Origin of the sequence: Micromonospora sonchi, assembly GCF_014646235.1 — a bacterium.
In the GTDB taxonomy this organism is placed as follows: domain Bacteria; phylum Actinomycetota; class Actinomycetes; order Mycobacteriales; family Micromonosporaceae; genus Micromonospora; species Micromonospora sonchi.
In genome coordinates this window covers 209,999-232,108 of record NZ_BMNB01000009.1, presented here as the reverse complement: position 1 = coordinate 232,108, position 22,110 = coordinate 209,999, and the positions used below count along the sequence as shown (strand labels likewise).

The 22,110-nt window shown below is 70.5% G+C and carries 20 protein-coding genes and 2 pseudogenes; 9 read left to right on the top strand and 13 right to left on the bottom strand.

Annotated elements, in window-relative coordinates; all coding sequences use genetic code 11:
• Positions 1-71: 71 nt before the first annotated feature.
• From IEY61_RS12480 to IEY61_RS12465, 4 genes are all read right to left on the bottom strand, one after another.
• Positions 72-860, bottom strand: coding sequence for an alpha/beta fold hydrolase (locus IEY61_RS12480; RefSeq protein ID WP_229705847.1), 789 nt, complete (start codon positions 858-860; stop codon positions 72-74).
• 85 nt (positions 861-945) lie between these two features.
• On the bottom strand, positions 946-1,596 hold the full coding sequence (locus IEY61_RS12475; RefSeq protein ID WP_189043688.1) for a class I SAM-dependent methyltransferase: 651 nt from the start codon (positions 1,594-1,596) through the stop codon (positions 946-948).
• Between the two features lie 114 nt (positions 1,597-1,710).
• Positions 1,711-1,902 (bottom strand): DUF397 domain-containing protein, encoded by a 192-nt coding sequence (locus IEY61_RS12470; protein ID WP_189043686.1) that lies wholly within the window; start codon positions 1,900-1,902, stop codon positions 1,711-1,713.
• Positions 1,903-1,924: 22 nt separating this feature from the next.
• The gene (locus tag IEY61_RS12465; RefSeq protein WP_189043684.1) at positions 1,925-2,779 is read right to left on the bottom strand and encodes a helix-turn-helix domain-containing protein; all 855 of its coding nucleotides are present in this window, start codon (positions 2,777-2,779) and stop codon (positions 1,925-1,927) included.
• Between the two features lie 158 nt (positions 2,780-2,937).
• On the opposite strand from IEY61_RS12465, the gene IEY61_RS12460 reads away from it, so the two are divergent.
• The 3 genes from IEY61_RS12460 to recQ all read left to right on the top strand — a co-directional run bounded on the left by IEY61_RS12460 (position 2,938) and on the right by recQ (position 5,771).
• The gene (locus tag IEY61_RS12460) at positions 2,938-3,462 is read left to right on the top strand and encodes a hypothetical protein (RefSeq protein ID WP_189043682.1); all 525 of its coding nucleotides are present in this window, start codon (positions 2,938-2,940) and stop codon (positions 3,460-3,462) included.
• Positions 3,463-3,544: 82 nt separating this feature from the next.
• Positions 3,545-3,772, top strand: a complete 228-nt coding sequence (locus IEY61_RS12455; protein WP_189043680.1) for a DUF433 domain-containing protein — start codon at positions 3,545-3,547, stop codon at positions 3,770-3,772.
• A 103-nt stretch (positions 3,773-3,875) separates the two neighbouring features.
• Positions 3,876-5,771: a DNA helicase RecQ gene (gene recQ, locus IEY61_RS12450; protein WP_189043678.1), complete on the top strand. Its 1,896-nt coding sequence runs from the start codon at positions 3,876-3,878 to the stop codon at positions 5,769-5,771.
• 51 nt (positions 5,772-5,822) lie between these two features.
• On the opposite strand, the gene uvrC is transcribed toward recQ, so the two are convergent.
• Positions 5,823-7,754 (bottom strand): excinuclease ABC subunit UvrC, encoded by a 1,932-nt coding sequence (gene uvrC, locus IEY61_RS12445; protein ID WP_189043676.1) that lies wholly within the window; start codon positions 7,752-7,754, stop codon positions 5,823-5,825.
• A 114-nt stretch (positions 7,755-7,868) separates the two neighbouring features.
• Here uvrC and IEY61_RS12440 point away from each other — a divergent pair.
• A pseudogene (locus IEY61_RS12440) lies at positions 7,869-8,585 on the top strand (discoidin domain-containing protein); the annotation flags it as partial.
• Between the two features lie 95 nt (positions 8,586-8,680).
• Here IEY61_RS12440 and IEY61_RS12435 read toward each other — a convergent pair.
• From IEY61_RS12435 to rsgA, 3 genes and pseudogenes are all read right to left on the bottom strand, one after another.
• Positions 8,681-9,160 carry a Rieske (2Fe-2S) protein gene (locus IEY61_RS12435; protein WP_189043674.1) on the bottom strand — a complete coding sequence of 160 codons (480 nt, stop codon included), beginning with the start codon at positions 9,158-9,160 and terminating at the stop codon, positions 8,681-8,683.
• Between the two features lie 308 nt (positions 9,161-9,468).
• Positions 9,469-12,450: pseudogene (gene uvrA / locus IEY61_RS12430) on the bottom strand (excinuclease ABC subunit UvrA); the annotation flags it as partial.
• Positions 12,451-12,804: 354 nt separating this feature from the next.
• Positions 12,805-13,836, bottom strand: a complete 1,032-nt coding sequence (gene rsgA, locus IEY61_RS12425) for a ribosome small subunit-dependent GTPase A (RefSeq protein WP_189043672.1) — start codon at positions 13,834-13,836, stop codon at positions 12,805-12,807.
• A 168-nt stretch (positions 13,837-14,004) separates the two neighbouring features.
• Between rsgA and IEY61_RS12420 the strand changes: the two genes are divergently transcribed.
• On the top strand, positions 14,005-14,721 hold the full coding sequence (locus IEY61_RS12420; protein ID WP_189043669.1) for a maleylpyruvate isomerase family mycothiol-dependent enzyme: 717 nt from the start codon (positions 14,005-14,007) through the stop codon (positions 14,719-14,721).
• A gap of 5 nt (positions 14,722-14,726) precedes the next feature.
• The gene (locus IEY61_RS12415; protein WP_189043667.1) at positions 14,727-15,380 is read left to right on the top strand and encodes an MBL fold metallo-hydrolase; all 654 of its coding nucleotides are present in this window, start codon (positions 14,727-14,729) and stop codon (positions 15,378-15,380) included.
• Positions 15,381-15,531: 151 nt separating this feature from the next.
• On the opposite strand, the gene IEY61_RS12410 is transcribed toward IEY61_RS12415, so the two are convergent.
• On the bottom strand, positions 15,532-15,843 hold the full coding sequence (locus IEY61_RS12410; protein WP_189043665.1) for a hypothetical protein: 312 nt from the start codon (positions 15,841-15,843) through the stop codon (positions 15,532-15,534).
• Between the two features lie 196 nt (positions 15,844-16,039).
• A complete protein-coding gene (gene tnpA, locus IEY61_RS12405; RefSeq protein ID WP_229705845.1) occupies positions 16,040-16,408 on the bottom strand; it encodes an IS200/IS605 family transposase in 369 nt (122 codons plus the stop codon).
• Positions 16,409-16,477: 69 nt separating this feature from the next.
• Between tnpA and IEY61_RS12400 the strand changes: the two genes are divergently transcribed.
• Together IEY61_RS12400 and IEY61_RS12395 are read left to right on the top strand one after the other, a co-directional pair.
• Entirely contained in the window at positions 16,478-17,710 is a 1,233-nt protein-coding gene (locus IEY61_RS12400; protein WP_189043661.1) for an RNA-guided endonuclease InsQ/TnpB family protein, read from the top strand.
• Between the two features lie 20 nt (positions 17,711-17,730).
• Complete coding sequence (locus tag IEY61_RS12395) at positions 17,731-18,651, top strand: N,N-dimethylformamidase beta subunit family domain-containing protein (RefSeq protein WP_189043660.1); 921 nt, start codon at positions 17,731-17,733, stop codon at positions 18,649-18,651.
• Positions 18,652-18,701: 50 nt separating this feature from the next.
• Here the strand turns inward: IEY61_RS12395 and IEY61_RS12390 are convergent, their stop codons facing one another.
• Positions 18,702-19,310 carry a DedA family protein gene (locus IEY61_RS12390; RefSeq protein ID WP_189043659.1) on the bottom strand — a complete coding sequence of 203 codons (609 nt, stop codon included), beginning with the start codon at positions 19,308-19,310 and terminating at the stop codon, positions 18,702-18,704.
• A 256-nt stretch (positions 19,311-19,566) separates the two neighbouring features.
• On the opposite strand from IEY61_RS12390, the gene IEY61_RS12385 reads away from it, so the two are divergent.
• Positions 19,567-19,770, top strand: coding sequence for a cold-shock protein (locus IEY61_RS12385; RefSeq protein ID WP_189043658.1), 204 nt, complete (start codon positions 19,567-19,569; stop codon positions 19,768-19,770).
• A 60-nt stretch (positions 19,771-19,830) separates the two neighbouring features.
• Here the strand turns inward: IEY61_RS12385 and IEY61_RS12380 are convergent, their stop codons facing one another.
• Both IEY61_RS12380 and IEY61_RS12375 read right to left on the bottom strand, forming a co-directional pair.
• The gene (locus IEY61_RS12380; protein WP_189043657.1) at positions 19,831-21,555 is read right to left on the bottom strand and encodes a CocE/NonD family hydrolase; all 1,725 of its coding nucleotides are present in this window, start codon (positions 21,553-21,555) and stop codon (positions 19,831-19,833) included.
• A 5-nt stretch (positions 21,556-21,560) separates the two neighbouring features.
• On the bottom strand, positions 21,561-22,067 hold the full coding sequence (locus IEY61_RS12375; RefSeq protein WP_189043731.1) for a MarR family winged helix-turn-helix transcriptional regulator: 507 nt from the start codon (positions 22,065-22,067) through the stop codon (positions 21,561-21,563).
• Between the last annotated feature and the right edge of the window lie 43 nt (positions 22,068-22,110).

Genomic DNA, 22,110 nt, shown 5'->3' with positions numbered 1-22,110 from the left:
TCGCCACCCTGCGTTCTTACCTGTCCACTGCCGCCAAGCACGGCATGGACGCCCTCGACGTGCTCAAGCAACTATTCACCACCGGGCCGTGGTTGCCCCAAACGGCTACCCCAAGCTGAATACGTACGCAGTACCCCCTCGTGCACGGCGTTGGGAAGCGCGCTGAAAACTTCCGCCTGCTCGCGCACAAGCCGGAAGAAGTCCGACCCCCAAGGAGCCAGCGCCACCACGTCGACCAGCGCCAACGATGCGAACGCACAGCCGTTCAAAAGGAGAGCCCTCAGCGCGACGGCACCGCCGTAGTCGTGGGCAACGACGTGTGGAGACTGTAGATCCCAATGCGCGACAAGGTCGGCCAGGAGCTCACCCTGGACGTCCAGCGACACTCGGTGATCTGGAGACTTCGAGGACTGTCCGTAACCGGGCATGTCCCAAAGATGAACCCGGAACCTGTCGCTCAGCGCCTTGGCGTACGGGGCCCACACCTGGGAGGACCATGGAGTGCCATGGCAGAAAACCACATCGGGCCCGGCACCCGTCCGACACCAGCGAACTTCACGTCCGCGCCACTCGAACTTCTCCGTCAGGTCCATCCGATCAACACTGCCAGACAGGCGCGAACCCGTACCTCCGCTCATGCCGCGCGTGGCGCGGTGGAACCCAGCCCGTGGTGCGGACCAGTGGTCGGTGGGTGCCGTGGGTGGCCGCAGCACCACAGAATTCGTTGCCGTCGGGGTCGGCGAGGACGTGGGGGCCCAGCCGCCTTCTTCGATGAGACTCTCCGTGAGGCACCGCGCCCCCAGAGACACCAGTCTGGCCACCTCCGCCTCAAGGTCGGGTACGCGCAGATCCAGGTGCATCCTGTGTACGTCACCAGAGGCGGCACCGGCGGCCGAACGTGCTGAGAACAATGCACTGAGCGCGCTGGCTGAAACTCGTGCTGGGCTACCCCTGTGGCATGGCAGACCCAGCGATCAGCGTCGCCCCGACCGGCCAGATACGCGCGGACCAGCCAATCCCTTCGAGCGCCTTCGCAAGATCACTTGGTTCGTGGAAGACCTTCACGACCCGGCGCGTGCCGCCGTTGCCCAGAGGGCGTAGCACCGCTGGCGCTGGCTGCCCTACGAGTACCTCCTCGTTTGCAGCATCACCCGGACCGGAGTCAACGAAGCACGCCTGCCCCGCCGGACGCAACGCTCTCCGTACCAGATCCCAGAAGTCGCCGAATCGCTGCGGCGGCACATGGGACAGCCAAAACCCGAAGAACACGGTGTCAAACTGCTGCGGTGGCTGCCAGGCGAACAGGTCCGCCTCGACGAACTCCACAGCCAGACCGGCGGTCCGCTTTCTGGCGCGACTCAACATCTCCGGAGAGCCGTCGACGGCAGTCACCCTGTGCCCGCGCCTCGCCAACAGGCTGGTCCACTGGCCGGTGCCGCACGCCAGTTCCAGGACATCTCCGGCGATAGGAAGCCCATCTGTCAACATCTCCAGTGAGCGCAACTCCTCGTTGGCTTCATACGCCAGGTCGTACTCGCCGGCGTGAGTGCGGTAGTACACAGCCTGCTCGCGCAGCAGTTCGCTCAAATCATCCACTGCAAGAGCGTAGATGCGTGCCGACGACCGCTCCCAACTCGAAGCCTGACGCTTCAGCTACTCGACACGCCGATGCGACACCTGCTGAAGCGTCAACGATCGAGGGAGCCAAGCTCAGGCGCGCAACCCGGCCACGAACGCCGACCAAGCATCCCGCTCGAAGCGCAACACCGCCCCCGCCGGATCCTTCGAGTCCCGCACCGCCAGCCCGCCAACCGCCTCCGCCACCTCAACGCAGTCGGATCCGTTGGCACTGCTGCGGGAACTCTTCCGCCAGGTCACATTCTGAAGGTCACGCCCAGTCATCACAGTGCTCCTCAAGCCAGACTTAGTCATGCAGCTCGGCGGACACCCTGACGAGGAACTTGGCGGACTGGTCAGGGTCGAGCGCCTTCGCTCGCAGGTGGTCGAAGACGAGTTTATATCGCGTCACCTGCTGATCCTCTTCAAGCAGAAGTGTGTTGGTGTCGTTGTCGACGTAGACGATGGTCGGGTCGAGCGCCGGTTGTGCGTAGTCGAGGATCGTGAAGGCCCCGCCCATTGAGGCATGCGCGCCCGCGACGAAGGGCAGCACCTGGATCTCAACGGTCGGCAGCTGGCACGCCTCGATGACGCGGGTCAACTGAGCTCTCATGACCTCGGCACCGCCAACCACCCGCCGCACCGCAGCCTCGTCAAGCACGATCCAGAGCTTCGGCGGTACGTCGCGCGTGAGCAAAACTTTCCGAGCCTGCCGTGCCGCGATGACCCGGTCGACCTCATCCGGGTTGGCGGGTGTCCGACCGGCATGGACGATTGCTCGCGCATACTGCTCGGTCTGCAACAAGCCGGGGATGTAGAGGCTCTGGAATGTGCTGATCGAGGTCGCCTCCGCCTCGAAGCCTACGTAGTCATCGTGCAGAACATCGCCGTAGGAACTCCACCAGCCCTTCTGGCGGGCTTGGCGGGCGAGGCCGCCCAACGTGTCCCGCTCCTCTGGGGACGCCGCGTAGAGATCCAGGAGCTTCCGTAGGCCATCCACGGCGACTCCACTGTGGCCCTGCTCGATGCGGATGACCTTCGCACGGTGCCACCCCACCTCGCGCGCCACCTCATCAACGGTCAGCCCTCGCTGATCACGCAACCGCCGGAGTTCACGCCGTAGCCGGCGAGCACGAATGGTTGGACTCGCTGGTGACGCCATGACTGCACCTCCGCCGAACAGGGACAGGGACAGGGAACCAGAAGAAGTACGAGCATTCAATCCAACACTCAATGCTGCTACGTTGCAAGATCTCTTGTCATAGTGCAGGCTCAATGCCTCGGGGCTGTAAGCAGACCAACCGAGGTCAGGGGTAGGCCATGAATGACAACCGATCGTCGCGGTGGGGGCGGCGGGTCGAGCGGGGCGCTGGGTTCCAGGAAGAGCTGTCCGCCGTACTGAATGGGGCTGACGTGTCCGAGCGGCAGCGGGCCGCTATCGCCCACGCGCTGACCAGGCCGAGCGCCCTCTCGTCGTACGTCGATGCGCTGGTCGACCGATACACGACGGAGCGCGAGCGGCGGTCGGGCGGCCAGCCGCCCACCAACGCGGGCCGGTTTCCCCGCCGCTGGACGTTGCACCTGACCTACCTGGCCCCCGATCCCGAGGAGGCCCGGGAGCAGGCGGTCGTCTACACGGAGGGACTGACCATCCTTCGCCCGGAACTGCCGGCCGGTGCGGCGCTGCTGTCCCGGGCCGACGCCTGGAACCATGTCGAGCCGGTGTTCTGCGGCCGGATCGGCCCCGACGACGAGATCTGCATGGACGTCACCGGGCATCCCGGTTTCCACCGCGCGGCCGGTGTCAATGGCCTGAGCTGGGGCGACAGCGACGGCGGGCAGTGATGGCTGCTCCAGCCGCACACCGACCATGCCGCGTTCGGTATGGCGCTCATGAAGGGCACCCGTCACGGGTGATGATGACGTAATGCAGAACCGGATCTCGATCGGTCACCGAACAATGGGCGGGATCCCGTGCATTTCGGGGACTCGAATTCCCGTCACGATCATCGTCGGTCTGCTGGGTCAGGGACACACCGCTGATGACATCCTTGAGGACTACCCGACGCTGAGCCACGAGGACATCCTCGCCGCGTTGCGGTTCGCCGCCTCAGCAGTCGACGAACGTGAGCTAACCGTGAGGATGACCGCGTGAGGTTCCCATCAACAAGTGCGCAGCAGGGAACGGGCAGGGCAGCGTTGGCCTCGGCCGGAGCTGGCGTCCGCCAGCCAGCGGGGTGGGCTCGTAGAATCCTCGGATGGTCTCCCCCGCCGACGTGAGCATCACCGACCTGGCCACCTCCGACGCGCCCACTGGCGAGAAGGTGACAGCGGCGCTGGACGTGCTGCGGCGGGTCTTCGGGTACGACTCCTTCCGCGGCTTCCAGCACGAGGTGATCGACCACGTGGTGGGCGGCGGGGACGCGCTGGTGCTGATGCCGACCGGCGGTGGCAAGTCGCTGTGCTACCAGATCCCGGCGCTGGTGCGCGACGGCGTCGCCGTGGTGATCTCGCCGCTGATCGCGTTGATGCAGGACCAGGTGGACGCGCTGACCGCGGTCGGGGTCCGGGCCGGCTTCCTCAACTCCACGCTCGATCTGGACACCCGTCGGCTGGTCGAGGCGGAGTTCGTGGCCGGGGAGATCGACCTGCTCTACCTCGCGCCGGAGGCGCTGGCCAGCCGGGCCACGCTGAGCCTGCTGGAGCGGGGCCGGATCAGCCTGTTCGCCATCGACGAGGCGCACTGCGTGTCGCAGTGGGGGCACGACTTCCGGCCGGACTACCTGAACCTGTCGATGCTGCACGAGCGCTGGCCGGGGGTGCCGCGCATCGCGCTGACCGCCACCGCCACCAGCGCCACCCGGGCCGAGATCGCCACCCGGCTGTCGCTGACCGAGGCGCGGCACTTCGTGGCCAGCTTCGACCGGCCCAACATCCAGTACCGGATCGCGCCGAAGCGGGAGCCTCGCAAGCAGTTGCTGGCCCTGCTGCGCGACGAGCATCCCGACGATGCCGGGATCGTCTACTGCCTGTCCCGCGCCTCGGTGGAGAAGACCGCCGAGTTCCTGGTCGCCAACGGCGTCGACGCGCTGCCGTACCACGCCGGTCTGGACGCCGCGACCCGCGCCGCGAACCAGCAGCGGTTCCTGCGTGCCGACGGCGTGGTGATGGTGGCCACGATCGCCTTCGGCATGGGCATCGACAAGCCGGACGTACGCTTCGTCGCCCACCTCGACCTGCCCAAGTCGGTCGAGGGCTACTACCAGGAGACCGGCCGCGCCGGCCGGGACGGGTTGCCGTCGACGGCCTGGCTGGCATACGGGCTCCAGGACGTCGTGCAGCAGCGCAAGATGATCGACACCTCGGAGGGCGACCTGGCCCACCGACGTAACCTCGCCGCCCACCTCGACGCGATGCTGGCGCTCTGCGAGACGGTCCGCTGCCGCCGGGCGCAGCTGCTGGAGTACTTCGGCGAGCCGGCCACCGGCGGTTGCGGCAACTGCGACACCTGCCTGGAGCCGCCCGAGTCGTGGGACGGCACGGTGGCCGCGCAGAAGCTGCTCTCCACGGTGTTCCGGCTGGACCGGGAGCGCAATCAGCGCTTCGGGGCCGGGCACTGCGTCGACATCCTGCTGGGCCGCAGCACCGACAAGATCGTCCAGCACCGGCACGACGCGCTGACGGTCTTCGGCATCGGTGATGAGCTGAGCGAGGCGGAGTGGCGCGGCGTGGTGCGGCAACTGCTCGCCGAGGGGCTGCTCGCGGTCGAGGGCGACTACGGCACGCTGGCCCTCACCGACGCCAGCGCCGAGGTGCTCGGCAAGCGGCGTACGGTGATGCTGCGTCGCGAGCCGGCCCGCCCGGCGCGGACGGCGCGGGCGGCCAAGCCCCGGGGCGCGGCCACCATGGTCGCGGAGCTGCCCGCCGAGGCGGCCGGCACGTTCGAGCGGCTGCGCGCCTGGCGGGCGGCGACCGCGAAGGAGCAGGGCGTCCCCGCGTACGTCGTCTTCCACGACGCCACGCTGCGGCAGATCGCCGCCACCCCTCCCACCTCCCTGACCGACCTCTCCGGGATCAACGGTGTCGGCGAGGCCAAACTGGCCAAGTACGGCGAGCAGATCCTCACCGTCCTAGCCCAACCCCCACAAGATTGATCATGAGGTTAGCGGCGAAGTCGATCTCTCTGACTGCCGCTAACCTCATGATCAACCGGGGTTGGCTGGGGGGGTGAGTGCGGTCAGGATGGCCTCGGCGGTGCGGGGGCCGATGCCGGGGACCTCGGTGATCTCCTCCACGGTGGCGGCGGAGAGGCGCTTGAGCGAGCCGAAATGGCGCAGCAGGGCCTTGCGGCGTACCTCGCCCAGACCGGGGACGTTGTCCAGCGCGGAGGCGGTCATCCGCTTGGAGCGGCGCTGCCGGTGGAAGGTGATGGCGAACCGGTGCGCCTCGTCGCGTACCCGTTGCAGCAGGTAGAGCCCCTCCGAGGTGCGCGGCAGGATGACCGGGAAGTCGTCGTCGGGCAGCCACACCTCCTCCAGCCGCTTGGCCAGGCCGCAGAGCGCCACGTCGTCGATGCCCAGTTCGGCGAGGGCCTGCGCGGCGGCGGCCACCTGCGGCGCGCCGCCGTCGACCACCACCAACTGCGGGGGGTACGCGAACTTGCGCGGGCGCCCGGTGGTCGGGTCGACCCCGGGACGGTCCGGGTCCGCCGCGGTCTCCTCGCCGATCTCGCCGGTCTCCGCGCGGGCGTCGAGGTAGCGGGCGAAGCGGCGGCGCAGCACCTCGGACATCGCCGAGAGATCGTCGGTGGCACCCCGGACGATGAACCGGCGGTATTCGCTCTTGCGGGGCAGCCCGTCCTCGAAGACGACCATGCTCGCCACCACGTCGGTGCCCTGGATCTGCGAGACGTCGAAGCACTCGATGCGCAACGGCGCGGTGCGCATGCCCAGCGCCTCGCTGATCTCGTCGAGCGCCTTGCTGCGGGTGGTCAGGTCGCCGGCCCGCTTGAGCTTGTGCCGGGCGAGGGCGCCGGTGGCGTTGCGCCCGACCGTCTCCAGCAGGGCGCGCTTGTCACCACGCTGCGGCACCCGCAGCGTCACCCGGCTGCCCCGGTGGGCGGAGAGCCAGTCGGCCAGCGCGTCGGCGTCGGCGGGCAGCTCCGGCACCAGCAGTTCGCGGGGCACGTCGGTCTCACCCTGCTCGCCGCCGTAGACCTGCGTGCAGAAGTGGTGCACCAGGTCGCCGATGGTAAGCGCCTCGGTCTTCTCCACCACCCAGCCGCGCTGGCCGCGTACCCGGCCGCCGCGTACGTGGAAGACCTGCACCGCGGCTTCGAGGGGGTCGTCGGCGAAGGCGACCACGTCGGCGTCGGTGCCGTCGCCGAGCACCACCGTCTGCTTCTCCATCGCCCGCCGCAGCGCGGCGACGTCGTCGCGCAGCCGCGCCGCCCGCTCGAACTCCAGCTCCGCGCTGGCCTCGGCCATCTCGCGCTCCAGCTTGCGCACCATGGTGTCGGTGCGCCCGGCCATGAAGTCGCAGAAGTCGTCGACGATCTCGCGGTGCCGCTGCGCGCTGACGCTGCCCACGCAGGGTGCCGAGCACTTGCCGATGTAGCCGAGCAGACAGGGTCGACCGACCTGGCCGGCCCGCTTGAACACCCCGGCGGAGCAGGTCCGCGCGGGGAAGACCCGCAGCAGCAGGTCGAGCGTCTCGCGGATCGCCCAGGCGTGCGAGTACGGCCCGAAGTAGCGCACCCCCTTGCGCTTGGCGCCGCGCATCACCTGCAACCGCGGGTACTCCTCGTCGAGGGTGACGGCCAGGTAGGGGTAGGACTTGTCGTCGCGGTAGCGGACGTTGAACCTCGGGTCGTACTGCTTGATCCAGGTGTATTCGAGCTGGAGCGCCTCGACCTCGGTGCCCACGGTGACCCAGTCGACCGCCTCGGCCGTGGTGACCATCTGCCGGGTCCGCTCGTGCAGCCCGAGCAGGTCGGCGAAATACGAGTTGAGCCGGCTGCGCAGGTTGCGGGCCTTGCCGACGTAGATCACCCGGCCGGTGCCGTCGTAGAAGCGGTAGACCCCCGGCGACTCGGGGATGGTGCCGGCGGCGGGACGGTAGGTCGACGGATCAGCCACGCTTCGAGACTAGTCGGCGCCCCCGACAGCCCGGATTGACCATGATTGTCGACTTCTGGCCCGGTTCCGACTGATACGCCCACCCGGAGCGATTGACGTCTTCCAATGCGGCATGCCTTCCAGTACGGCTGGTGGGGCTACGTCGACAAGGACCTGCGGGCGGTCCTCGGCGACCCGGTCGCCGGCGGTCTCGGGCGTACCTTCTGCGGCGGCGGCGACCTGATCTCCTGCCGGCAGATCCTGCTCGACACCCTGCGCACGGCGGCGACCACACCGGCCGCCACCACCTACCCGGGCGACGGCAGTTGCGCCGCCGGCGACCAGTGGTGCGCGGACGCGATCATCCAGTCCCCGCTGGGCGGGATCAAGCACGCCACCATCGCCTGGCAGAACCGCCCCACCTACCAGCAGGTGGTCTCGTTCCCGGCCCGACGCGGCGCCGACCTGACGAACCTGGCCGTCGGGCGGCCGGTGACGGCCTCCAGCAACCAACTGCTCTACCCGGCGGCCCGTGCCGTCGACGGTGACCTGGGCACCCGCTGGGCCAGTTCCTGGTCCGACAACCAGTGGATCAGGGTGGACCTGGGCGGCGTACGGCAGGTCGGCCGGGTGATCCTGGCCTGGGAGGCGGCGTACGCCCGGTCGTACCGAATCGAGGTCTCCACCGACGGGACGACCTGGCGGCAGGTCTGGTCGACCACGGCCGGTGACGGCGGCACCGACGTGGCTGCCTTCGCCCCGCAGCAGGCCCGCTACGTGCGGATGGTCGGCCTCACCCGAGGCACCTCCTACGGCTTCTCCCTGTGGGAGCTGTCCGTGTACGCACACTGAGCGAGCCCGATGGTGGCCGGGGTGTCACCCGGCCACCATCGCTGACCGGCGGGTGGGTCGCCCCGTTTGGACCGGGCCACCGGCCGGTCCTGGCCTCAGGCGAGGGAGATCTGGTCGCCGGAAACCTTGACGTCCTTGGGTGCCAGCGGGGCCGGGGACGGACCGGACTGGACCGAGCCGTCCTCGATCGAGAACCGGCTGTTGTGGCAGGCGCAGTTGATCGTGCCGCCCTCGATGGTCGTCACGTTGCACCCCTGGTGCGGGCACTTCGGGTCGAAGCCGCGGAACTCCCCCGGCGACGGCTGGGTGATCACGATGCCCTGGGCGGCGAGGACGGCACCCCCGCCGACCGGAATGTCGGTGGTCCGGGCCAGGGACTGGGCACCCTGCCGGTCGCCGCCGCCGGCGTCGCCGGTCTGCGTCACGGCCGGGCCCGGACTGGTCGACGCAGCGCCGTTGTCATCCCCGCCACCACAGGCCGACAACACCACCGCCGCGCCGGCCGCCCCCGCGCCGGCCAGCAGGGCGCGCCGCGTCCGCACCGCCGCTCCGGCCACCACCTGGTCCTCAGTCATCCCCGTCCCTCCTCGTTCACCGCCGCGGATGGCCCATGGCCACCTTCGCCCAACGCGAACAACTCTGCCCGGCGGTTCACCCGTCCGACCACTCGGGGCCGGCACCCCCGCGGCGGTGACTGCCGCCCGTCGCCGTGGCGCGGGGCGACACGCGGGGTCGACGCGCGGAGGCCGGGTGTTCGGGGTCAGCGCGGGGCGTCGGCCTTGCGGCCACCGTTGGCCTTCGCGCCGCTCGCCTTCGCGCCGTTGGCCTTCGCGCCGCTCGCCTTCGCGCCGTTGGCCTTCGCGCCGCTCGCCTTCGCGCCGTTGGCCTTCGCGCCGCTCGCCTTCGCGCCGTTGGTCTTGGTGCCGTTGGCCTTGGTGCCGGTGACCTTGGTGCCGTTGGCCTTGGTGCCGTTGGCCTTGGCCGCTCGGGCGGTGGCCGCCGCCGCGCCCTTGGCCGCGCCGTCGAGCTTGAGCACGGTACGCAGGAACTGCCCGGTGTGGCTCTCGGTCACCTCGGCCACCTCCTCGGGGGTGCCGGCGGCGAGCAGGGTGCCGCCCCGGTGGCCGCCCTCGGGCCCCATGTCGATCAGCCAGTCGGCGCTCTTGATCACGTCGAGGTTGTGCTCAATCGTGATCACCGTGTTGCCCTTGTCGACCAGCCCCTCCAGCACCAGCAACAGCTTGCGGATGTCCTCGAAGTGCAGGCCGGTGGTCGGCTCGTCGAGCACGTAGACCGTCCTCCCGGTGGAGCGCTTCTGCAACTCGGAGGCGAGCTTGACCCGCTGCGCCTCACCGCCGGAGAGCGTCGGCGCCGGCTGGCCCAGCCGTACGTAGCCGAGTCCCACGTCGACCAGCGTCCTGAGGTGCCGGTGAATGGCCGGGATGGCGGAGAAGAACTCGGCCGCCTCCTCGATCGGCATGTCCAGCACGTCGGCGACGGTCCGGCCCTTGTAGTGCACCTCCAGGGTCTCCCGGTTGTACCGGGCGCCCTTGCAGACCTCGCAGGGCACGTAGACGTCGGGCAGGAAGTTCATCTCGATCTTGATGGTGCCGTCGCCGGAGCACGCCTCGCAGCGACCGCCCTTGACGTTGAACGAGAACCGGCCCGGCCCGTACCCCCGGACCTTGGCCTCGGTGGTCTCGGCGAACAGCTTGCGGACGTGGTCCCAGACCCCGGTGTAGGTGGCGGGGTTGGAGCGCGGCGTACGGCCGATCGGCGACTGGTCGACGCCGACGACCTTGTCCACGTGCTCCAGCCCGGAAACCCGGGTGTGCCGGCCGGGCACCAGCCGGGCGCCGTTGATCTGGTTGGCCAACACCGCGTAGAGGATGTCGTTGACCAGGGTCGACTTGCCCGAGCCGCTGACCCCGGTGACGGCGATCAACTGCCCGAGCGGGAAGCTCACGGTCAGGTTGCGCAGATTGTGCTCACGCGCCCCGTGCACCACCAGCTCCCGCCCCGACGTCTGCGGACGGCGGCCCTTCGGCATCGGGATCTCCCGACGCCCCGCGAGGTACGCCCCGGTCACCGACTCCGGATTCTCCAGCAGCGCCGGCACCGAGCCGCTGTGCACGATCCGCCCGCCGTGCTCGCCCGCGCCGGGACCGATGTCGACGATCCAGTCCGCGGTGCGGATGGTGTCCTCGTCGTGCTCCACCACGATCAGCGTGTTGCCCAGGCCACGCAGCCGCACCAGGGTCTCGATCAGCCGGTGGTTGTCGCGCTGGTGCAGGCCGATGGAGGGCTCGTCCAGCACGTAGAGCACCCCGACCAGGCCCGAGCCGATCTGGGTGGCCAGCCGGATGCGCTGCGCCTCGCCGCCGGAGAGGGTGCCGGCGGGCCGGTCCAGGGAGAGGTAGTCCAGGCCGACGTCGAGCAGGAACCGCAGCCGGGCGTTGATCTCCTTGAGCACCCGCTCGGCGATCATCTTCTGCCGGTCGGTCAGCTCGATGCCGGCCAGCAGGTCGGCGCACTCGCCCACCGACAGGTTGCAGACCTCGGCGATGCTGCGCCCGGCGAGGGTGACGGCGAGCACCTCGGGCTTGAGCCGGGCACCACCGCAGGCCGCGCAGGGCACGTCGCGCATGTAGCCCTCGTACTTCTCCCGCGACCACTCGCTCTCGGTGTCGGAGTGCCGGCGCTCGATCCACTGCACCACGCCCTCGAAGCCGGTGTAGTACGAGCGCTCCCGGCCGTACTTGTTGCGGTAGCGCACGTGCACCTGATCGTCGGAGCCGTGCAGAATGGTCTTCTGAGCCCGCGACGGCAGCGCACGCCAGGGCGTGTCGATGTCGAAGTGCTCCGCCTCGCCGAGGGCCTCCAGCAGGCGCAGGAAATATTCCAGGTTGTGCCCCGTCGACCAGGGCTGGATCGCGCCCTCGCGCAGCGTGCGCTCCGGGTCGGGGACGAGCAGTTCCGGATCGACCTCCTTCTTGGTGCCCAGGCCGGTGCACTCCGGGCAGGCGCCGTACGGCGCGTTGAAGGAGAACACCCGGGGTTCCAGGTCCTCGATCGCCAGGGGGTGGTCGTTGGGGCAGGCCAGGTGCTCGGAGTAGCGGCGCTCGCGGTCCGGGTCGTCCTCGGGCAGGTCGACGAAGTCGAGCAGGACCAGGCCGCCGGAGAGCCCCAGCGCCGCCTCGACCGAGTCGGTCAGCCGCTGCTGGGCGCTCGGCTTGACGCTGAGCCGGTCGATCACCACCTCGATGGTGTGCTTCTCCTGCTTCTTGAGCTTCGGCGGGTCGGTGAGCTGGTGCACCACGCCGTCGACCCGGGCCCGCGCGTACCCCTTGGCCTGGAGTTCGGCGAACAGGTCGACGTACTCGCCCTTGCGGCCCCGGACCACCGGGGCGAGCACCATGAACCGGGTCCCCTCGGCCATCGTGAGGACCCGGTCGACGATCTGCTGCGGGCTCTGCTTGGAGATCCGTTCGCCGCAGACCGGGCAGTGCGGCTCGCCGACCCGGGCGAACAGCAGCCGCAGGTAGTCGTAGACCTCGGTGATCGTGCCGACGGTGGAACGCGGGTTGCGCGAGGTGGACTTCTGGTCGATCGACACCGCCGGGCTGAGGCCCTCGATGAAGTCGACGTCCGGCTTGTCCATCTGGCCGAGGAACTGCCGGGCGTACGACGACAGCGACTCGACGTAGCGGCGCTGCCCCTCGGCGAAGATCGTGTCGAAGGCCAGGCTCGACTTGCCCGACCCGGACAGCCCGGTGAACACGATCAGGGCGTCCCGGGGCAGGTCGAGGCTGACGTCACGCAGGTTGTGCTCGCGTGCGCCACGGATGATCAGACGGTCGGCCACGGTCCGTGTACTCCCGGGTGAGATGAGAAGGAAGATCTGTCCACTTTTGGGCTGACCTCAGCGGCCATCCCAACGGTTGTGCCAGCGCGGAGAGTGCGCCCCGGCAACTGTAAACCCGCCCCCCGACAACTCCCCCACCCCGCACATCCCCCCACCCCGTCCCGGCCCCTCCCTCCCCCACCCCCGCTCCCCCACCCTCACCCCTCACCCTCCCTCCCCACCCCTCACCCTCCCCCTCGCGATCTTGCACTTTCGGTCGCCGTTACGCCCCTTTCACGGCTTATGCCGCGACCAAAACTGCAAGATCGGCGCAAGTGGGGGCGGGGTGGGGTGGGGTGGGGTGGGGTGGGGCACTCAGTGGGAGGGGCGGAGGCGGGTGGGGCGGGTGGTGCGGGTGGTGCGACGGCGGGTTTCGTGGGCGATCTCGCGGTGCAGGCGGCGCCAGCTCTCCCAACGGCGGGCGGAGAGTTCGCCGGACTCCAGTGCCGCCCGCACGGCGCAGCCCGGCTCCGACTCGTGCCCGCAGTCGCCGTACCGGCAGCCGGCGGCGAGATCGGCGATGTCGACGAAGGCCCGGTCGAGGCCCGTCGCCCCGTCCAGCAGGCCGACCGCCCGCACGCCCGGGGTGTCCAGCACGGCACCGCCGCCGGGCAGCGGCACCAGCGACCGCCAGGTGGTGGTGTGCCGCCCCTTGCCGTCGACCCGGCGGATCGACTGAGTGGGCATCACCGTCGTCCCGGCGAGCGCGTTGACCAGGCTCGACTTGCCCGCGCCGGAGGGCCCGAGCAGGCCGAGGGTCCGGCCCGGGGCCACCTCGGCGCGCAGCGGGTCCAGCCCGCTGCCCCGCTCGGCACTGACCGGCAGCACCGGCACCCCCGGCGCGACGGCGGCGAGTTGGCGGGCCACCGCCGCCGGATCGGCCGCCAGATCGGTCTTGGTCAACACGACCAGCGGCCGGGCGCCGGACTCGTGCACCAGGGAGAGCAGCCGCTCGATGCGGCCGGCGTCCGGCGCGGGGTGCATCGGCTCCACCACCGCGGCGGCGTCCAGGTTGGCGGCCAGCAGTTGACCGCTGGCGTCCTTGCCTGCGGTCCGCCGGATCAGGGCGGTACGCCGGGGCAGCACCGCCTCCACGGTCACCCGCGCGTCGGGCCAGGTGCCGAGCAGCACCCAGTCCCCGGCGCAGGGCAGTCGGGTGGCATCGCCGGCCGCGGCGGCGAGCAGGGCCCCGCCCGAGGTGGCGCGCACCGGCCCGTCCTCGGTGAGCACGGTGCAGACGCCGCGGTCGACCCGGGCGACCCGGCCCGGGCGGTGGTCGGTCCGGTGCCGACGCAGGTACGCCGCCCGGTCGGTGTCCCAGCCCAGGGCGGTCAGGGTGATGTTCATGGCTCCTCGTTCAGGTCGGTGCGGGTGAGACGTGCGTGCGGTGACCGGCATGACCACCACCTCCCCCGTTCCGGCGCCGCGAACCACCTCGACGGTAGGACGCCCGGCAGCACCGGAGGAAGTGAATTCCCCGGCGACGCGGCCAACCCGGGCGGCTAGGGTCGGGGTGTGACCATGGACCCCCTCCTGCTGACCGGCGACGTGCACGACGCGACGGCTCGTCTGCTGCGCACGGCGGCCCGCTTCGACGACGCCGACCTGGCGGCGCCCTCGCTGCTGCCGGGTTGGACGCGCGGTCACGTCCTCGCCCACCTGGCCCGCAACGCCGACGCCTTCGTCAATCTGCTCACCTCGGCGCGGACCGGCGAGCGGATCCCGCAGTACGCCAGCGCCGAGGCCCGGGACGCCGACATCGCCGCCGGCGCCTCCCGGACGCCCGAGGAACACCTCGACGACCTGCGCCGCAGCGCAGACCGGTTCACCGAGGCGGTCGCCGCCATGCCGCCGCAGGCGTGGGCGGCCACCGTCGAGACCCGGCGCGGGCACTGGCCGGCCGCGATGCTGGTCTGGGGACGGTTGCGGGAACTGGAGGTCCACCACGTCGACCTGGCCGCCGACTACCGGCCGGCCGACTGGTCGGCGGAGTTCGGCCACCGGCTGCTGCATGAGGTGGCCGACACCTTCACCGGCCGCGACGACGCCCCGCCGATGGTGCTGCGTTTCGATGACAGCCGCCACGAACTGGTGGTCGGCGACCGCGCCCGGGCCCCCGTCGTCGCCGGCCCGGCGGCCGAACTGGCCGCCTGGCTGATCGGCCGCAGCCCCGGCACCGACCTGACCGTCACCCCCGACGGCCAGTTGCCCCGCCCACCCGAATGGATCTAGCACCTATGGCCTACAGCGGAGACGTCACCCCCGGCGGCCCCCCGGCGGTACGCGAACTCGACCGGCTGACCATCACCAAGGTTTCGGTCGGGCCGATGGACAACAACGCGTACCTGCTGCGCTGCCGCTCCACCGGTGAGCAGTTGCTCATCGACGCGGCCAACGAGGCGCCGCGCCTGCTGGAGCTGATCGGCGACGACGGGCTGCGCACGGTGGTCACCACCCACCAGCACATGGACCACTGGGTGGGATTGGCCGAGGTGGTGGCCAGGACCGGTGCCCGCGCGCTGGTGCACGCCGACGACGCGGCCGGCCTGCCGATCGAGACGCAGACCCTCACCGACGGCGACATCGTTTCCGTCGGTGACTGCGCCCTGGAGGTCATCCACCTCAAGGGGCACACGCCGGGTTCGGTGGCACTGCTCTACCGTGATCCCGAGGGCATTCCCCACCTCTTCACCGGCGACAGCCTCTTTCCCGGTGGGGTCGGCAACACCGATCAGGACCCGGAGCGGTTCGCCGCGCTGATCGACGACGTCGAGCACAAGCTGTTCGACCGGCTGCCGGACGAGACCTGGTTCTACCCGGGGCACGGCCGGGACTCGACGCTCGGCGCCCAGCGCCCGCAGCTACCCGAGTGGCGGGCGCGCGGCTGGTAGCTCGCCGCCGCTCCACAATGGCCCGGCCCTGCGGCGCAGGGTCGGGCCGGGTGTCCAGTACCCGGCCACGTCGGATCATCGGCTACGACAGCGGCTCATCACGCTGAAACTGGATGTCACCAACCCATCCCGGAAGGTGGCCCGTGCAGCCTCAGTCTCTCTTCGACGACCTGACCGCCGCCAATCCACGCTGGACCGAGCCCCGCCCACAGTTGACGATCGGCACTCTGATCCAGGTCACCGCCGACGGCGAGATCGTCGGTGGCCGATGGTTGTTCCCGCAGTCCGCGCCCGCCGGGCGACTGACGGCCCAGTGGGTGCTGTACGACAACACCTCCCGGCAGGTGCTGCGGTGCGCGACGTTCGGCACACCGACCTGGGGCGCCTGGAACGCGGTCGCCGTCGAGCCGCTGCCGGTGCTGGCCGGCCGGTGGTTGGTCGCCGCCGTGTACCTGTCCGCCACGATCGAGGTGGCCTACCCGTACACGCACGCGTTCTTCACCTCCGCCCGCACGAACGGCAACCTGTTCGCCCCGGCGACCGGCGCGGACCCGGCGGGCATCGGCAACGGCCGCTACCGGAATGCGGGCCAGTGCTCCGGCCTTCAGGCCGGGGGTGAAGGCCCGCGCTGGGAGGGCCGCCAAGGCCCGAGCAGTGCCTTAACCTGGCCGGTTTTGCTGCTCGATGTACTGCTTCACGATGGTCAGCGGTGCGCCGCCGACGGACGCGGCGAAGTACGAGCCGGACCAGAGCTTGTTGGCCCGGTAGTAGTGGCGTGCCAGGTCGGGGAACTCCTGCCGCAGGCGGCGTGAAGAGACTCCTTTGAGGCTGTTGACCAGGCGGGTCACGGCGACTTTGGGTGGGAAGTTGACGAGTAGGGGGACGTGGTTGTTCTCGCCGTTGAACTCGATCAGTTCAGTGTCGAGGTCGGCGCAGGCGTCTCGCCTGATCTGTTTCATCCTGGTCGGGTGCCGGTCGGTGAACATCTTGTGCCGGAATTTGGTGACGAAGACCAAGTGGGCATGCATCGCGAAAGTGCAGTTTCTGCCCGGATGTCCTGACGTTCTGCCATAAACCGGCACGGTACGGTGGTGATCGTGCAGCTTCGGTACAACTACCGGGTGTATCCGGACGCCGCCCAGCGCACCGCGCTGTCACGGGCGTTCGGGTGCGCCCGCGCGGTGTTCAACGATGCGCTGCGCCTGCGCCTGCAGGCCCGCGAGGCGGGCGTGAAGTACATCTCGGACGGTGACCTGTCGAAGCTGGTCATCACGCAGGCCAAGGCCACCGAGGAGCGGGCCTGGCTGAACGAGGTGTCCGCCGTGGTGTTGCAGCAGGCCCTGGCGGACCTGAACACCGCATACCGCAACTTCTTCCACTCGATCATCGGTAAACGCCAGGGCCGCGCGCTGTCGGCGCCCCGGTTCCGATCCCGCAAGGACAACCGGCAGGCGATCCGGTTTACGAAGAACGCCCGGTTCAAGGTCTGCGACAACGGCCGCCTCGGGTTGCCGAAGATCGGCGACGTGCCGGTCCGCTGGTCGCGGACCCTGCCGTCCGAACCCACCTCGGTCACCGTGATCAAGGATGCGGCCGGGCGGTACTTCGCCTCGTTCGTCGTGCAGACCACCCCCGACGAGACGCTGCCGAGCACCGACGCCGAGATCGGGATCGACCTCGGCCTGACCCACTTCGCGGTCATGTCCGACGGCACGAAGGTGACCGCCCCGAAATTCCTGCGCCGTACCGCCCGCAAGCTCAAACGGTTGCAGCAGGACCTCTCCCGCAAAACCCGGGGCAGCAACCGCCGCACCAAGGCCGCCACGAAGGTTGCTCGCGCTCACGCGCGGGTGGCCGACACCCGGCGGGACTGGCAGCACAAACTCTCCACGGCGATCATCCGCGACAACCAAGCGGTGTACGTCGAGGACCTGTGCGTGGTCGGTCTCGGCCGCACCCGGCTCGCCAAATCCGTACACGATGCCGGCTGGGCGTCGTTCACGCGCATGTTGCAGTACAAAGCCGCGCGGTACGGACGCGTCTTCGCCCGGGTGGACCGCTACTACCCGTCCACCCGGATGTGCTCCGACTGCCGCCGGACCAACAACAAGATGACGTTGAACGTCCGGGAGTGGTACTGCCCCTGCGGCAGTCACCACGACCGAGACATCAACGCCGCCATCAACATCAAGGCCGCCGGACAGGCGGACTTCAACGCCCGTGGAGCGCACGTAAGACCGACACTCGTACCGGCGGCGCGCAAAGAAGCGGGAACCCACCCGGACGTTGCGTGTTCCACACGCAGCGTGGAGGGAATCTCCATCCCTTAGGACGGAGAGGATGTCAATTCGTGGATCTGCTCTGCGCGGTCCCCAGCGTGCCCGGCGGCACCGTCGCGTTGGCCGGACCGGACCGGCCGGTCCGGTCCGGCTCGACGGTCGGCCTGGACGTGACCGCCACCGATCTCTCCGCCGGCGAGACGATCGTCTCCTACGCGTGGTCGGTGCAGTCCGGTGGCGGCTCGCTGGCCGGCGCCACCACGGCGACGCCGACCTACACCGCTCCCTCCGGCTCGGGCGTGGCGGTGGTGCGCGCGTCGGTGACCACGAGCGCCGGCAGGTCCGGCAACCTGGACCTGAGGGTGTCGCGGGGGCCGAATCCGGTCGCGGCGGAGAACACCCTGCCGGGTGCCGCCCGCGCGACGTGGGATCTGCCGGTCGGCGCCCTCGGCGGAGTGAGCACCCTGCAGGGGTTCGCCGACGGGTTCAGTTTCGACCACTCGGCCACCCCGCTGTGGCGGCACACCAGCGTGGCGGCGCTCACCGCCGGCCAGGCGTGGAGCTCCCCGGCGCAGATCCTCGGCTTCGAGTGGGACACCTACGGCCCGGCCGGGACGAGTTCCCCGGGTGCGGCATACCTGGCGCCACCGCACCCGGACGCCGTCTTCTGCTCGCACGTGATGTATCCGATCCCGTCCGGGTTGCTGCTGACCGGGCCGGGCGACGAGTACGACTCCGCCGGCACCGCGACGCACCGGCTGGTGGTGCACCCGGGCGGCGCGGGCAGCGTGACGTTCGGCACAGGGACGATCAACTGGTCGTTGGGGCTCGACTCGGCCAACACCTACCAGGTGGGCGGCGACAACACCTCGACCGTGATCCGGCAGGCGACCATCAACATCCTGGCCGACATGGGTGTGACCGCCGCGACGCTGATGTCCGGCCTGACCGCGCCGACCCGCGTCCACTGGTGGGGCCCGTCCGCACCGTGATCCCGACGCGGGAGCCGGTCCGGTGCCCGACGCGCGGGCCGGCCCGGCGCTCAGTCGGTGATCGTACGCAGCCGACGCCGGGCGCCGAGCAGCACCAGGGTGGCCAGCAACAGGCCACCGACCAGGGTGACCAGCAGCGGGCTCGCGCCCGGTGGGAACAGCCCGGCCAGCGACCGCGACACGGTACCCACCAGCAGGTAGAGGCCGGCCCACGCGCCCGCACCGAGCGCCGCGAAGCCGAGGAACCGCCGGTACGACATGTGCAGACCACCCGCCGCCAGCGGCAGCAGCGCGTTGAACACCGGCAGGAAGGGTGCGACCAGCACCAGTCGCCCGCCGTCACGGCGCAGGATGCCTTCCGCCGCCGCCCACCGGGCCTCACCGACCCAGTCGCCGAAGCGGCTGTGCCGCAGCCGGTCCCCCCACCGCCGGCCGGCCAGGAAGCTCAGGGACCAGCCGGCGAGGCAGCCGGTGACCACGGCGACGAAGGACGCCAGCCCGGTGCCGGGGCTGCCGACCGCCACTGCGGCGAGCACCGCCACGTCACCCGGGACGAGGACCCCGAACAGCGGCACTGCATCGAAGAGCATCACCACGCCGAGCGCCGCCATCAGCAGCGCGACGGGAAGCTCTCCGGCCTGGGCCAAGTGTTCTGCCATACCCCGTACGCTAGGGCCTGCTCCGCGACGCCCGACACCGGGTTTCCACCGGAGGTTCCTCCGGGTCATCCCGGAGGCCGCATCGCCCTCGGCGACGCCATCACGCGGCATCGCCTGGGGCCCAACCCGACACCTCACCGACCCAGCGAGCGCTTCGCACGGCAAATTCCGCGCACAGCGGTTACTGTCGGGACGGTATTGGACGATCACCGGCACGCATTCGGCGATCGTCCGCGGAACAAGGAGAGAGAAACGCATGGCAACCGGCACCGTGAAGTGGTTCAACTCGGAAAAGGGCTTCGGTTTCATCGAGCAGGACGGTGGGGGTCCGGACGTCTTCGTCCACTACTCGGCGATCGCGTCGAGCGGCTATCGGGAGTTGACCGAGGGCCAGCAGGTCGAGTTCGAGGTGACCCAGGGGCAGAAGGGACCGCAGGCGGACAACGTCCGCCCGATGTAAGCGGTGCCGGTGGCGGCGGCCGGTGACGGTCGCCGCCACGGGCGGCAGCGTTCGCCTCGCTCAGGCCGAGCGAGGCGGCGCGGCAGGACGCACAACCGGCAGGACCACGGCGGACGAATGATCCGGGTCGTGCAGGATCTCGCGATATCCAGCATGCAGCGTGACCGCCGCGCCGAGCGGTTCGCCGGTGCCGGGGTTGCGCGCGTACCGGGGGTGGGCGCCGCCGGAGACCTGCAGACGCAACCGGTGACCGGGCGCGAACCGGTGGGCGGTGGGCCAGAGTTCCACCCGCGCCGCCACCACACCCGCCCCGTCGGTGCTGGCGCGCAGCGGGTCGAGTCGGACCAGCCCGTCGCAGACATTCCAGGAACGCCCCTGACGGTCCACGTCGCACAACCGTACGAAGACGTCGAGATACGGCAGTTCGCTACGCAGGTGGATCTCGGCGCGGACCGGTCCGATCACCTCGACCGCGCTGGTCAGCGGCGCGCTGGTCCAGCTCAGCACGTCCGGACGGGCCTCCACCGGACGGTTGTCGACCGGCCCGGCCCGTTGGGCCACCAGCAGCGGGCCGCCCAGCGAGGGCGTCGGGTCGGCCGGGTCGTACCAGAACCCGTCCGGCGGCGACGGCACGGCGACCGCGGTGCGCAGCGCACGACCCGGGTGCAGGTACCACCGGACCTCGCGGGCGGGCGGCGGCCAGTCCGGCAGGTCCCGCCAACCTCCGCCGGCCCCGCCGACGTGCACCCGTACCGGCGCGTCGCGCACCTGCGTGGCGCGGGCCTCGTCGGGCATCCCACCACCGCCGGTGTCGGTGGCGGCCGGGCCCGTCGCGTCGGCGCCGCCCAGGTGGACGTCGAGCCAGCGGAGTCCTTCCCGCAGGGCGGCCACGAACATCCCGGGACTGCCGTGGGTCCACGGTCCGACGATCAGCCGCGGCCGGGCGCCGGTGGCGCGCAGCGCGGCGTAGTCGCGCAGCTGCGCCGGCAGGAAGATGTCGTGCCAGCCGCTGACCATCGCCACCGGGGCCCGCACCAGGTGCAGTCGGTCGTCGAAGACCCGGCTGCGCCAGTAGTCGGACCGCGGGGTGTGGTGCCGCAGCCACTCCTGGAAGAACGGCACGGTGACCCCGGTGGCCACCCGGTCCGCCTCGACCAGTGGCAGGTGGGACAGCGCGGCGACCAGCCGGGGCTGTCCCCGCTTGAGTTCCCACTGCCGGGCCAGCCAGGGCACGGTCTGCGCCTGGAGCAGCTCCGTCCAGGTCAGCACCGTGTCCAGGGCGAACGACTCGCCGGCGTACGTGGAGTCGCGGGTGGCCGAGGCGGTGGCCACGGCGACCATCGCCCGCAGTTCCTCGCCCGCGTCGGCCGCCAGGGCCCACTGCACGAAGCCCTGGTAACTGGCGCCGAACATGCCGAACGCGCCGCACCACCAGCACTGCCGGCGCAGCCAGTCGAGGGTGTCCAGCCCGTCGTCACGCTCGTGCACGAACGGGTCGAACACCCCGCCCGAGCCGCCGGTGCCCCGGCAGGACTGGATGACCACGTGGAACCCCTGCTCGGCGGCGAGCCGGCCGAGCAGCCGCATCGGCCCGCCTCGGCCGTACGGGGTGCGGATCAGCACGGTGGGCGCGCCCGCCAGATCGGGGGCGTAGTGGTCGGTGCGCAGGATCACCCCGTCGCGTACCCGGACGGCGAGGTCCCGGCTGACAACGATCCTGCGGGTGCGTGCCGGCGGCAACCGCAGCGCGGCGGCGGCGAGGCGGGAGGCGAGTCGATCCAGCATCGGCCTCAGTCGGTCCGCTGCTGCGCGGGCTCGTCCCGCAGTCCGTCGCGGTGCTCCCGCAGCGAGGCACCCATCGCCGTCACGAACCGGTGCACCACCTCCAGTTCCTCGTCCTGGAAACCGGCCATCACCTGGTCGGTGCGTTCACCCAGCGGCCGGAAGAAGTCCATGGCCAGGGCGGCCCCCCGGTCGGCGTAGTGCAGCAGCACCTTGCGCCGGTCGCTGGTGTCGCGGTCGCGGCGGATGTGCCCGGCGCGTTCCAGCCGGTCGATCAGGGCGGTGACCGAACCGGAGGAGAGGTTCAGCTGCCCGCCGAGCCGGCCGGGGGTGATCGGCGTGCCGACGAGTTCGGCGTCCATCACGGCGATCAACGCCTGGAGGTCGGTGGCGTTCAGACCGTGCCGCGCGGCGAAGACATGCCCGACGTGCTGGGCGTCCGCGCCGTACCGCCGCAGCTCGGCGGCGATCTCCGCGATCAACCACCCTCGCCGCGTGTCGCGTCGCCGATACATGCCGTGAGCTGCCACGTCCCGCACGCTTCCTTCCACGCCCGGC

Excerpts from the sequence above, each read along its gene's own strand:
- IEY61_RS12480 (WP_229705847.1), bottom strand. The coding sequence starts at position 860 with ATGCACCTGGATCTGCGCGTACCCGACCTTGAGGCGGAGGTGGCCAGA.
- IEY61_RS12470 (WP_189043686.1), bottom strand. The coding sequence starts at position 1,902 with ATGACTGGGCGTGACCTTCAGAATGTGACCTGGCGGAAGAGTTCCCGC.
- IEY61_RS12465 (WP_189043684.1), bottom strand. The coding sequence starts at position 2,779 with ATGGCGTCACCAGCGAGTCCAACCATTCGTGCTCGCCGGCTACGGCGT.
- IEY61_RS12460 (WP_189043682.1), top strand. The coding sequence starts at position 2,938 with ATGAATGACAACCGATCGTCGCGGTGGGGGCGGCGGGTCGAGCGGGGC.
- IEY61_RS12455 (WP_189043680.1), top strand. The coding sequence starts at position 3,545 with ATGCAGAACCGGATCTCGATCGGTCACCGAACAATGGGCGGGATCCCG.
- recQ (WP_189043678.1), top strand. The coding sequence starts at position 3,876 with ATGGTCTCCCCCGCCGACGTGAGCATCACCGACCTGGCCACCTCCGAC.
- IEY61_RS12435 (WP_189043674.1), bottom strand. The coding sequence starts at position 9,160 with ATGACTGAGGACCAGGTGGTGGCCGGAGCGGCGGTGCGGACGCGGCGC.
- rsgA (WP_189043672.1), bottom strand. The coding sequence starts at position 13,836 with ATGAACATCACCCTGACCGCCCTGGGCTGGGACACCGACCGGGCGGCG.
- IEY61_RS12415 (WP_189043667.1), top strand. The coding sequence starts at position 14,727 with ATGGCCTACAGCGGAGACGTCACCCCCGGCGGCCCCCCGGCGGTACGC.
- tnpA (WP_229705845.1), bottom strand. The coding sequence starts at position 16,408 with ATGCATGCCCACTTGGTCTTCGTCACCAAATTCCGGCACAAGATGTTC.
- IEY61_RS12390 (WP_189043659.1), bottom strand. The coding sequence starts at position 19,310 with ATGGCAGAACACTTGGCCCAGGCCGGAGAGCTTCCCGTCGCGCTGCTG.
- IEY61_RS12385 (WP_189043658.1), top strand. The coding sequence starts at position 19,567 with ATGGCAACCGGCACCGTGAAGTGGTTCAACTCGGAAAAGGGCTTCGGT.
- IEY61_RS12380 (WP_189043657.1), bottom strand. The coding sequence starts at position 21,555 with ATGCTGGATCGACTCGCCTCCCGCCTCGCCGCCGCCGCGCTGCGGTTG.
- IEY61_RS12375 (WP_189043731.1), bottom strand. The coding sequence starts at position 22,067 with ATGTATCGGCGACGCGACACGCGGCGAGGGTGGTTGATCGCGGAGATC.